Origin of the sequence: Aeromicrobium sp. REDSEA-S32_B7 (assembly GCF_001626145.1) — a bacterium.
Taxonomy (GTDB): Bacteria; Actinomycetota; Actinomycetes; order Propionibacteriales; family Nocardioidaceae; genus Aeromicrobium; species Aeromicrobium erythreum.
Window position 1 is genome coordinate 1 of the sequence record NZ_LUNF01000114.1, and the last position, 10941, is coordinate 10941.

The window sequence follows — 10941 nt, forward strand, 5'->3', positions numbered from 1 at the left end:
AGCGTGCCGACCGCCAGGGCCAGCACGACGGCCGCGGGGCTCTCGGTGAAGGCCCAGGTGAGCACGACCGCCGCGAGCACCAGGGCCACGGTCGTCGCGGTCTGCCGACGACGCCGCTCGGCGAGGACGCCGGACTGCCGGTTGCGCGGCCCCCTCGAGGGCAGCCAGCCGGTCAGTGCCCGGCGTCGCGCGGCCCAGCGCTCACGACGGGCGACCTCCGCCGCTCGCTTCTCGGCCAGCAGAGCAGCCGCAGCCTCCCGCTCGGCCCGGCGTCGCGCACGCTCCTTGCTCATAGTGTGCGGACCCAGTTGCGCAGGAGGGCGGCGCCGGCGTCCCCGGACTTCTCCGGGTGGAACTGCGTGGCCCAGAGGGGGCCGTTCTCGACGGCGGCGACGAAGCGGTCGCCGCCGTAGTCGGTCCACGTGACCCGCGGGGCGGTGAACGACGTGCCCTGGACGTCGAGCTCCCACCGGCGCACGCCGTAGGAGTGCACGAAGTAGAAGCGCTCGTCCTCGAGACCGGCGAACATCCTCGAGCCGTCGGGCACCTGGACCGTGTCCCAGCCCATGTGCGGGACGATGGGGGCCTGGATGCGCTCGACCGTGCCGGGCCACTCGCCGCAGCCGACGGAGCGGACACCGTGCTCGATGCCCTCGCCGAAGAGGATCTGCATGCCCACGCAGATGCCCAGCACGGGACGGTTCGCGATGAGCCGGCGCTCGATGATGCGCTCGCCGTTGACCGCGCGCAGCCCCTCCATGCAGGCCGCGAATGCGCCCACGCCGGGCACGAGCAGGCCGTCGGCCGTCTCGGCGACCGCCGGGTCGGACGTCAGCGTGACGTCGGCGCCGGCGCGCTCGACCGCGCGGACGGCCGAGCGCAGGTTGCCGGAGCCGTAGTCGAGCACCGCGACCGTGGGCCGCGACGTCGCGGTCGGCACTACAGCGCCCCCTTGGTCGACGGGATGCCCGTCTCCCGCGGATCGATGGCGACGGCCGCGCGCAGCGCCCGCGCGAGCGCCTTGAACTGGCACTCGGCGATGTGGTGCGGGTCGCGGCCGGCGGTGAGCGTCATGTGCATCGTCAGGCCCGCGTGGTGGGCGATCGACTCGAACACGTGCGAGGTCAGCGAGCCGGAGTAGTCACCGCCGATGACCACGGTGATCTGCCGCTCGGGCTCGCCGGTGTGCACGAAGTAGGGCCGACCGGACACGTCGACCGTGCAGGTGGCGATGGCCTCGTCGAGCGGGACGGTCGCCGTGCCGTAGCGGGTGATGCCGGCCTTGTCGCCGAGCGCCTCGCGCAGCGCGTCGCCGATGCCGATGGCGGTGTCCTCGACCGTGTGGTGGGCGTCGATGTGCAGGTCGCCCTCGGTGCGGACCGTCAGGTCGATGAGCGAGTGCCGCGACAGCGCCGTGAGCATGTGGTCGTAGAAGCCGACCCCGGTGGAGATGTCGTGCGTGCCGGTGCCGTCGAGGTCGAGCTCGACGACGACGTGCGACTCCGAGGTCTTCCGCTCGATGCGGGCAGTCCTGCTGCTCATGCGATGACCTCCTGGAGTGCCGTGAAGAACGCGTCCATCTCGGACGGCGTCCCGATGGAGACGCGCAGCCATCCTAGGGGTCCGGTCTCGCGGATGAGCACGCCACGGTCGACGAGGGCCTGCCAGGTGGCGTGCCTGTCCTCGAAGGTGCCGAAGAGGACGAAGTTGGCGTCGGAGTCGGCGACGGTGAGCCCGAGGCCGCGCAGGCGCTCGGCGGTGCGGTCGCGCTCGACCCGCAGGGCGTCGACGTTCGCGAGCAGCTCGTCGGTGTGCCGCAGCGCCGCCAGCGCGGTGGCCTGCGTGACCGACGACAGGTGGTACGGCAGCCGGACGATGCGCAGCGCGTCGACGACGTCGGCGTGGGCGGCGAGGTAGCCCAGACGGCCGCCGGCGAGGGCGAACGCCTTGCTCATGGTGCGGGTGACGATCAACCGTCCGTGGTCGGCGAGCAGCTCGAGCGCGCTGGGCGTGCCGGCGCGCCGGAACTCCGCGTACGCCTCGTCGACGACGACCATGCCGGGTGCGGCGTCGAGCACGGCCCGAGTGTGGGCCGGGTCGAGCGCGGTGCCCGTCGGGTTGTTCGGCGAGGTCAGGAACACGACGTCGGGCTGCTCGGCGTCGATGAGCGCGACCGCGGCGTCGACGTCGATGCCGAAGTCGTCGCGCCGACGTCCCGCGACCCATCGGGTGTGGGTGTTGCGCGCGTACTCGGGGTACATCGAGTAGGTCGGCGCGAAGCTCAGCGCGGTGCGCCCCGGCCCGCCGAAGGCCTGCAGGACCTGCTGCATGATCTCGTTCGAGCCGTTCGCCGCCCACACGCGCGACGCGTCGAGGTCGACGGCCGGCGTGTCGCGCGACAGGTAGGCGGCGAGCCCCTCGCGCAGCGCGGCGGCCTCGCGGTCGGGGTAGCGGTTGAGCTCGAGCGCAGCGGTGCGCACGGCCTCGGCGACGTCGGCGGCGGCCGCCTCGCTCGGCCCGTACGGGTTCTCGTTGGTGTTGAGCCGCACCGGCACGTCGATCTGCGGCGCGCCGTACGGCTCCTCGTCCCGGAGCTCCTCACGCACCGGGACCCAGTCGGGAACGGCCATTACCGGGTCCGGCCCGTACGGATCCCCACCGCGGCACCGTGCGACGGGAGGTCCTCCGCGTTCGCCAGCACCTCGACGTGGTGCCCGACCTCGCGCAGGGCGGCCTCGGTGTAGGTGACGACGTGCACGTTCTTGCAGAACGCGCGCACCGACAGGCCCGAGGAGTGACAGGCGCAGCCGGCCGTGGGCAGCACGTGGTTGGACCCGGCGGCGTAGTCGCCGAGGGAGACCGGCGTCCACGCGCCGACGAAGATCGCGCCGGCGTTGACGATGCGTGCTGCGACGCCGGCCGCGTCGGCCGTCTGGATCTCGAGGTGCTCGGCGGCGTAGGCGTTGGCGACGTCGACGGCCTGGTCGAGGTCGGCGACCAGCACGATCGCCGACTGCGGTCCGGCGAGCGACGTGCTGATGCGCGCCTGGTGCGTGGCGGTCGGGACCTGGCGCTCCAGCTCGGCGGTCACCGCGTCGGCGAGCGCGTCGCTGGGCGTGACGAGCACGCTGGCGGCCATCGGGTCGTGCTCGGACTGGCTGATGAGGTCGGCCGCGACGAAGGCGGGGTCGGCGGTGTCGTCGGCGATGACGGCGATCTCGGTGGGGCCGGCCTCGGAGTCGATGGCGACCGTGCCCTGCAGGTAGCGCTTGGCGGCGGCCACGTAGATGTTGCCCGGTCCGGTCACGAGGTCGACGGGCTGCACGCTGCCGCCGGTGGCGACGCTGCCGTAGGCGAGCAGCGCGAGGGCCTGCGCTCCCCCGGCCGCGTACACCTCGTCGATGCCGAGCAGCGCGCACGCCGCGAGGATCGTCGGGTGTGGGAGGCCGTCGAACTCCGCCTGCGGGGGCGACGTGAGGGCGATCGAGCCGACACCCGCCACCTGCGCCGGGACGGTGTTCATGACGACGGTGCTGACGAGCGGGGCGAGCCCACCGGGCACGTAGAGACCCACGCGCTGCATGGGCACGATGCGCCGCTCGACCGTGGCGCCGGGGGCGACGGTCGTGACGACCGTCTGCTCGAGCTCGGCCTCGCACGTGGTGCGCAGACGCGCGATCGACTCCTCCAGACCGGCGCGGATCGCGGGGTCGAGGTCGGCCAGCGCCTTCTCGAGGTACTCCGGCGCGACCCGCAGCGACGCGGGACGGACGCCGTCGAAGCGCTCGCCGTACTCGAGCACGGCCTCCTCGCCGCGGGCCCGGACGTCGTCGCACAACGGCCCGACCACGTGCAGCGCGTGCTCGACGTCCTGCTGCGCGCGGGGCAGCTCGGCGGTCGGGTCGGTGCGGAGGTCGAGTCGTCTGATCACGCACCGATTCTAGGGACCGTCCCCTCGCCTAGGATCAGGCCCCGTGACGTCCCGCGACCTGCAGCAGCCGATCGTGGCCGGCGTGGTCACCGCGGTGGTCGGGTTCACGTCGTCCTTCGCGGTCGTGCTCGCGGGTCTGCGCGCCGTCGGCGCCTCGCCCGACGAGGCGGCCAGCGGGCTCCTGGCGCTCACGGTCGCGTTCGGCCTGCTCATGTCGGGGCTCGCGGTGTGGACTCGCCTGCCGGTCACGCTGGCGTGGTCGACGCCGGGCGCGGCGCTGCTGGTGAGCACCGGACCGGTCGAGGGTGGCTGGCCCGCCGCCGTCGGCGCGTTCGTGCTGACCGGCGTGCTGCTCGCCCTCACCGGGCTCGTCCCCTGGCTCGGTCGGCTGGCGGCCGCGATCCCGGTGCCGCTGGCGCAGGCGATGCTGGCGGGCGTGCTGCTGCAGCTGTGCCTGGCGCCGTTCACCGCCCTGGCGGACGCGCCCGCCGCGGTCGGCCCGGTCGTGCTGGTCTGGCTGCTCGCCACCCGCTGGGCGCCCCGCTGGGCGGTCCCGCTGGCGCTGCTCGGCGCCTTCGTCGTCATCGGCGTCTCCCTGGCCACGACGGGGACCTCGGTGCCCACCGGGCACCTCCTCCCCCGCCTCGAGCCCACGACGCCGACGCTCACCGTCGCGGCGGTGGTCGGCATCGCCGTGCCGCTGACCGTCGTCACGCTGGCCTCGCAGAACGTGCCGGGCGTCGCGGTGATGCGCAGCTTCGGCTTCACCGTGCCGTGGCGCGCGTCGATGGTCACGACCGGGGCGGGGACGTCGGCGGCGGCCGTGTTCGGCGGTCACGCCATCAACCTGGCCGCGATCTCGGCCGCGCTCGCGGCGGGCGACGGCGCGGGCCCACGCGAGCGGCGCTGGGTGGCGGCGTTCACGGCGGGTCTCGTCGCCCTGCTCCTCGCCCTCACCTCCGGTGCGCTGGTCGCGGTCACCGAGGCCGCGCCGGCCGGCATCGTCGAGACGGTCGCCGGCCTGGCGTTGCTCTCGACGTTCGCCGCGTCGATGGTCGCGGCGCTCGCCACCGACACCGGACGCACGAGCGCCACCGTCACGTTCCTCGTCGCCGCGTCGGGTCTGCAGCTGTTCGGCGTCGGGGCGGCGTTCTGGGCCCTGGTCGTCGGCCTCGTCGTGCGGGCGACGCTGGAACGTCGCACCGCAGCGTCCGTGGAGCAGGAGGAGGCCGCCGATGGCGCGGAAGACGTCCGACGCTGAGGCGACGCCGGCGCTCGCGGCCGTGCTGCGCGCCGGCGTCGAGCACCAGGTGCACCGCTACGTCCACGACCCTCGCTCGACGTCGTACGGCTGGGAGGCGGCCGAGGCGCTGGGCGTCGAGCCCGACCGCATCTTCAAGACGCTGGTCGCCGACGTCGACAGCGAGCTCTGCGTCGCGGTGGTGCCCGTGACCCTCCAGCTCGACCTCAAGGCGCTCGCAGCGACCCTCGGCGGCAAGCGGGCCGCGATGGCCGACCCGGCGCGGGCCGAGCGGGCCACCGGCTACGTCGTCGGGGGCATCTCGCCGCTCGGCCAGAAGCGCGCGCACCGCACGGTCGTCGACGAGACCGCGGAGCTGTGGGACACGCTCCACGTCTCGGGTGGTCGGCGCGGGCTCGAGATCGAGCTCTCCCCCGCCGACCTGCTGCGGCTCACGGGTGGAGTGCCGGGGCCGATCGCTCGCTGACGTCGGGGCGTCGGCCGGCCGCCCAGGTGACGACGAAGACGCCGACCAGCCCCGCGATCGCCCACACCACGAAGGACGCCGGCGAGTCCACGGCCAGACGGGCCGAGATGCTGTCGCCGAGCTGCGGCGACCGGACCGCCTCGGGCCCGTCGGGGCCGAGCAGGACGCCGAGACGCCAGGTGAGCACCGACGCGGCCAGCGTGGCCGCGACGGTCAGCGGCACGACCACCCAGCCGAGCCGGCGCAGCACGAAGCCGGCGACGAGGCCCCAAACAGCCGCCACGGCGGCGCCGATGGCCACGAACAGCAGCTCGACGCCGACCTGGGCACCCGCGGCCTCCTCGGTGAGCACGACACCCTGCTGCGTGACCTCCCACTGCGGCGGCGACGCGAGCTGGACCCACAGCACCGCGGCGCCCGCGGCGAGCACGAGCAGACCCACCACCAGGGCGACCACCTGCACGACCGTGCGCCTCATTCCTGATCCCTTCATCCCAGGCAATGGGGCCCCAGGAGCTCCTTGAGGTCGGCGATGAGCGACGAGGACGGCTTGACCCGCAGGCTGTCGTCGAGACGCATGACCTTCGTGGTGCCGGTGCCGACGAGGCGCAGGTGCACCTCGGTCATGCCCGGGTGGCTGCCCAGCACCTGCTTGAACGTGCCGATGGTGTCGCTCGTGCACCGCGCGACCGGCAGCGTGACGACGACGGGGGCGTCGGCCTGCCCGCCCGAGCCCATGGCCGGCATGGTCACCTCGAGCGCGTTGAGCTCGACGCTGTCGTCCTTGCGGCGCAGACGTCCCTTGACGACCACGACGGTGTCGGGCACGAGCACGGGAGCCGCGAGGTTGTACGCGCCGGGGAAGACCATCACGTCGATGCTGCCGTCGAGGTCCTCGACCGTCACGAGCGCCCACGTGTCGCCCTTCTTGCTGAGCCGGCGCTGGACGGCGGTGATGAGCCCACACACCCGCACGGTCGTGCCGTCGGGGCGCTCGGCGTCGGCGATCAGGTCGCCGATCGAGCAGTCGCTGCTGGCCTTCAGCACGTGCTCCAGCCCCATGAGGGGGTGGTCGGAGACGTAGAGGCCGAGCATGTCGCGCTCGAACGCCAGGAGCTGGGTCTTCTCCCACTCCGGCATGTCCGGCACGCTGACGGTGACGCCCGTGAACGCGTCGTCCATCCCGCCGAACAGGGAGTCCTGGCCGATCGCGGCGTTGCGCTTGAGGTCGATGTACTGGTCGACGGCGTCCTCGGCGATCGTCGTCAGCGCGCGACGACGGTGGCCCAGCGAGTCGAACGCGCCGGCCTTGATGAGGGAGTCGAGCACGCGCTTGTTGCACACGTGCGTGGGCACCTTGTCGAGGAAGTCGGTGAAGTCCTTGTAGGGGCCGTTGTCCTCCCGGCCCGCGACGATGCCGGCCACGACGTTCTCGCCGACGTTGCGCACGGCGCTCAGGCCGAAGCGGATGTCCTCGCCCACCGAGGCGAAGTTCGAGACCGAGTCGTTGACGTCGGGCGGCAGCACCTGGATGCCGAGCCGGCGGCACTCCGCGAGGTAGATGGCCGACTTGTCCTTGTCGCCGCGGGTGCTCGTCAGGAGCGCCGCCATGTACTCGGCCGGGTAGTTGGCCTTCAGGTAGGCGGTCCAGTAGGAGATGACGCCGTACGCGGCGGAGTGCGCCTTGTTGAAGGCGTAGTCGGAGAACGGGAGCAGGATCTCCCACAGTGCGGTGATGGCCGCCTGGGAGTAGCCGCGCTCGAGCATGCCGGCCTGGAAGCCCGCGTACTGCTTGTCGAGCTCCTCCTTCTTCTTCTTGCCCATCGCGCGACGCAGGTTGTCGGCCTGTCCGAGGCTGAACCCGGCCAGGACCTGGGCGATCTCCATCACCTGCTCCTGGTAGACGATCAGGCCGTACGTCTCCCCCAGGACGTCCTTGAGCGGCTCCTCCAGCTCGGGGTGGATCGGCTCGATCGCCTCGCGGCCGTTCTTGCGCCGGGCGTACTTGTTGTGGGAGTCCGCACCCATCGGGCCGGGGCGGTACAGCGCGCCGACGGCCGAGATGTCCTCGAACTTGTCCGGACGCATGCTGCGCAGCAGGGCGCGCATGGGGCCGCCGTCGAGCTGGAACACGCCGAGCGTGTCGCCGCGCGACAGCAGGTCGTACGTGGCGGGGTCGTCGAACGTGAGGTCCTCCAGGACGACCTCCTCGCCCCGGTTGGCCCTGATGTTGAGGAGGGCGTCGTCGAGGACGGTCAGGTTGCGCAGACCCAGGAAGTCCATCTTGACCAGCCCGAGCGACTCGCACATCGGGTAGTCGAACTGGGTGATGATCGCGCCGTCCTGCTCGCGCCGCATGATGGGCACGATGTCGACGAGCGGCTCGCTGCTCATGATGACGCCGGCCGCGTGCACGCCCCAGTTGCGGATCTGGCCCTCGAGGCCGAGCGCCGTCTCGTAGATCTTGCGGACCTCGGCGTCGCTCTCGTGGAGCTCGCGGAACTCCTTGCCGTCGTTGAAGCGCTTGTGGCTCGGGTCAAACAGCTGCTTGAGCGGCACGCCCTTGCCCATGATGTCGGCCGGGAGTGCCTTGCTGATCCGCTCGCCCATGCTGAACGGGTAGTCGAGGACGCGGTTGGCGTCCTTGATGGCGGCCTTGGACTTCAGCCGCCCGAAGGTGGCGATGTAGGCGACGCGGTCGTTGCCGTACTTCTCGCTGACGTAGCGGATGACCTCGGCGCGCCGACGCTCGTCGAAGTCGATGTCGAAGTCGGGCATCGAGGGACGCTCGGGGTTGAGGAAGCGCTCGAAGATCAGGCCGTGCGTGAGCGGGCACAGGTCGGTGATGCGCAGCGCGTACGCGGCGATCGAGCCCGCGCCGGAGCCACGACCCGGCCCGACCCGGATGCCGTTGTCCTTCGACCAGTTGATGAAGTCGGCGACCACGAGGTAGTAGCCGCAGTAGCCCTTGGTCTTGATGACCTCGAGCTCCATGTCGACGCGGTCGCGCACCTCCTGGGTGAGCGCGTCGCCCGGGTAGCGCGACTCGATCCCGCGCCAGACCTCCTTGACGAACCAGCTCTCCTCGGTCTCGCCCTCCGGCACGTCGGCGCGCGCCATGTAGCCGCCGGTGTTCTCGGAGAACTCGACGTCGCAGCGCTCGGCGATGAGGAGCGTGTTGTCGCACGCCTCCTTCATGCCGTAGCGGTCCTCCCACAGCTCGCGCATCTCGGCCGCGGACTTCACGTAGTAGCCGCCGCCGTCGAACTTGAGCCGCTTGGGGTCGGCGATCGACTTGCCCGACGCGACGCAGATGAGCGCGTCGTGGGCGTCGGCGTCCTCGGGGTGCGTGTAGTGGCAGTCGTTGGTGGCCACGGGCGGCAGCCCGAGCTGCTTGCCCAGGCGCAGGAGGTCGTCGCGGACCTCCCGCTCGATCGGGATGCCGTGGTCCATCAGCTCGAGGAAGAAGTTCCCCTTGCCGAAGATGTCCTGGAAGTCCGACGCCGCCTGGACGGCCTCGTCGTACTGCCCGAGCCGCAGCCGGGTCTGGACCTCGCCCGAGGGGCACCCCGTGGTGGCGATCAGCCCGGAGCTGTACTCGGCGAGCAGCTCGCGGTCGGCGCGGGGCTTGTAGTAGTAGCCCTCGAGGCTCGAGCGCGACGACAGCCGGAAGAGGTTGTGCATGCCCTCCGTCGTGGAGGCCAGCATCGTCATGTGCGTGTAGGCGCCGCCACCGGCGACGTCCTTGCCGCCCTCCTCCTCATCGCCCGTGAGACCACGGCCCCACTTGACCTTGCGCCGCTCGCTGCGGTGCGTGCCGGGCGTCAGGTAGGCCTCGATGCCGATGATCGGCTTGACGCCGTGCTTGCGGGCCTTGGACCAGAAGTCGTAGGCGCCGTGCACGTTGCCGTGGTCGGTCATCGCGATGGCCGGCATGCCGAGCTCGGCGGTGCGCGCGAACATGCCGTCGAGCAGTGCGTGACCGTCGAGCATCGAGTACTCCGTGTGGTTGTGCAGGTGCACGAAGGACGAGTCGCTCGGCATCGGGTGATGCGCCTCCAGACATGGCGGACGGACGGCCCCGAGGGGCGGTGGAGGGGAAGGAGGCCAGCCTACGCGAGGGTCCCGACCCGTCCCGCCAGCACATGCGGGGACGGGTCGGGATCGGTCCTCAGCGCGCGGCGGAGACCCGGTAGCGGCGGATCGAGAGCGGCACGAAGACCACGAGGATCAGCGCCACCCACAGCAGTGTGTACAGCACGGGGTGCTGCAGGCTCCACGCCGTGCTGTCGACCGGGCCCGCGGGCACGTTGCCGAACAGCTCGCGACACGCCTGGGTGACCGCCGAGACCGGGTTCCACTCCACGAACGGGCGCAGGAAGGAGTTGAAGTCCTTCGTCGGGACGAAGGCGTTCGACACGAAGGTGAGCGGCATGATGACGATGAACGAGGCGTTGTTGATCACCTCGACGCTCGGCACGATCAGCCCGACGTAGGCCATGACCCAGCTGACCGCGTACGCGAAGAGCAGGAGCAGCAGGAACCCGCCCAGCATGTCGAGGACGCCCTCGCGCGCCCGCCAGCCGACGAGCAGGCCGGTGAGCGCCATGATGACGAGCGACAGGACGTTGTAGATGATGTCGGACGTCGTGCGACCCACGAGCACCGCCGACGGTGACATCGGTAACGACCGGAAGCGGTCGATGATGCCCTTCTGCATGTCCTCGGCCAGGCCGGCGCCCGTGAACGTCGCCCCGAAGACGACGGTCTGGGCGAAGATGCCGCCGATCAGGAACTCGCGGTAGTTCAGGCCCTGGCCCGCGTCGATCGCCCCGCCGAAGACGAACGCGAACAGCAGGACGAACATGATCGGCGAGATCAGGACGAACACGAGGATCTCGGGGACCCGCTTGATCTTGATGACGTTGCGCTTGGCGACGACCCAGCCGTCGCTCACGACCCGGGTGGCGTTCATGCGGTGGCCTCGTCCTTCTGGTCGGTGGCGGCGTCCGACGCGGTCGCGTGACCGGTCAGGCTGAGGAAGACGTCGTCGAGCGTCGGGCGGCGCAGTCCGACGTCGACGACGGCGAGCTGCTGCTCCTGCAGGGCCTGCAGGACGGTGGCGAGGCGCGCGACGCCGTCGGTGACGGGCGCGGACAGGCCCCGGCCGTTCGCGTCGACCTGCACCTCACCCGTGGCGACGGTCGCGAGGAGCCGGGCGGCGGCGTCGCGGTCGGCGGGGTCGGCGACGACGACCTCGACCCGCTCGCCACCGGTCCGGGC

Annotated in this window: 10 protein-coding genes and 1 pseudogene; 2 read left to right on the forward strand and 9 right to left on the reverse strand. The window is 71.7% G+C overall.

The window, feature by feature from the left end:
- From A6Q79_RS08210 to hisD, 5 genes are all read right to left on the reverse strand, one after another.
- Positions 1–293, reverse strand: a 293-nt coding sequence (locus A6Q79_RS08210) for a hypothetical protein (RefSeq protein ID WP_317697672.1), incomplete at its 3' end; no start/stop codon positions are given.
- Positions 290–940 carry an imidazole glycerol phosphate synthase subunit HisH gene (gene hisH / locus A6Q79_RS08215; RefSeq protein ID WP_317697675.1) on the reverse strand — a complete coding sequence of 217 codons (651 nt, stop codon included), beginning with the start codon at positions 938–940 and terminating at the stop codon, positions 290–292. The genes A6Q79_RS08210 and hisH, both read right to left, overlap by 4 nt.
- The gene (hisB, locus tag A6Q79_RS08220; RefSeq protein ID WP_067858212.1) at positions 940–1542 is read right to left on the reverse strand and encodes an imidazoleglycerol-phosphate dehydratase HisB; all 603 of its coding nucleotides are present in this window, start codon (positions 1540–1542) and stop codon (positions 940–942) included. The genes hisH and hisB overlap by 1 nt, the downstream gene beginning before the upstream one ends.
- Positions 1539–2630, reverse strand: a complete 1092-nt coding sequence (locus A6Q79_RS08225) for a histidinol-phosphate transaminase (RefSeq protein WP_067858215.1) — start codon at positions 2628–2630, stop codon at positions 1539–1541. Before A6Q79_RS08225 ends, hisB begins: the two co-directional genes overlap by 4 nt.
- Positions 2630–3931 (reverse strand): histidinol dehydrogenase, encoded by a 1302-nt coding sequence (gene hisD / locus A6Q79_RS08230; protein WP_286689597.1) that lies wholly within the window; start codon positions 3929–3931, stop codon positions 2630–2632. The genes A6Q79_RS08225 and hisD overlap by 1 nt, the downstream gene beginning before the upstream one ends.
- A 43-nt stretch (positions 3932–3974) precedes the next feature.
- On the opposite strand from hisD, the gene A6Q79_RS08235 reads away from it, so the two are divergent.
- Together A6Q79_RS08235 and ybaK are read left to right on the forward strand one after the other, a co-directional pair.
- Positions 3975–5192 (forward strand): benzoate/H(+) symporter BenE family transporter, encoded by a 1218-nt coding sequence (locus tag A6Q79_RS08235; protein ID WP_236749714.1) that lies wholly within the window; start codon positions 3975–3977, stop codon positions 5190–5192.
- Positions 5167–5658 (forward strand): Cys-tRNA(Pro) deacylase, encoded by a 492-nt coding sequence (ybaK, locus tag A6Q79_RS08240; protein ID WP_286689599.1) that lies wholly within the window; start codon positions 5167–5169, stop codon positions 5656–5658. Before A6Q79_RS08235 ends, ybaK begins: the two co-directional genes overlap by 26 nt.
- Here ybaK and A6Q79_RS08245 read toward each other — a convergent pair.
- From A6Q79_RS08245 to A6Q79_RS08260, 4 genes and pseudogenes are all read right to left on the reverse strand, one after another.
- Positions 5624–6136 (reverse strand): hypothetical protein, encoded by a 513-nt coding sequence (locus A6Q79_RS08245; protein WP_286689600.1) that lies wholly within the window; start codon positions 6134–6136, stop codon positions 5624–5626. The genes ybaK and A6Q79_RS08245 overlap by 35 nt on opposite strands.
- A gap of 11 nt (positions 6137–6147) precedes the next feature.
- Entirely contained in the window at positions 6148–9702 is a 3555-nt protein-coding gene (gene dnaE, locus A6Q79_RS08250; RefSeq protein WP_067858230.1) for a DNA polymerase III subunit alpha, read from the reverse strand.
- Positions 9703–9829: 127 nt separating this feature from the next.
- Entirely contained in the window at positions 9830–10633 is an 804-nt protein-coding gene (locus A6Q79_RS08255) for an ABC transporter permease (RefSeq protein ID WP_067858231.1), read from the reverse strand.
- Positions 10630–10941, reverse strand: a pseudogene (locus tag A6Q79_RS08260) (DUF4162 domain-containing protein); the annotation flags it as partial. The gene A6Q79_RS08255 and the pseudogene A6Q79_RS08260, both read right to left, overlap by 4 nt.

Coding starts and splice junctions, on each gene's coding strand:
- dnaE (WP_067858230.1), bottom strand. CDS start 9,702: ATGCCGAGCGACTCGTCCTTCGTGCACCTGCACAACCACACGGAGTAC.
- ybaK (WP_286689599.1), top strand. CDS start 5,167: ATGGCGCGGAAGACGTCCGACGCTGAGGCGACGCCGGCGCTCGCGGCC.
- A6Q79_RS08255 (WP_067858231.1), bottom strand. CDS start 10,633: ATGAACGCCACCCGGGTCGTGAGCGACGGCTGGGTCGTCGCCAAGCGC.
- A6Q79_RS08225 (WP_067858215.1), bottom strand. CDS start 2,630: ATGGCCGTTCCCGACTGGGTCCCGGTGCGTGAGGAGCTCCGGGACGAG.
- A6Q79_RS08245 (WP_286689600.1), bottom strand. CDS start 6,136: ATGAGGCGCACGGTCGTGCAGGTGGTCGCCCTGGTGGTGGGTCTGCTC.
- hisB (WP_067858212.1), bottom strand. CDS start 1,542: ATGAGCAGCAGGACTGCCCGCATCGAGCGGAAGACCTCGGAGTCGCAC.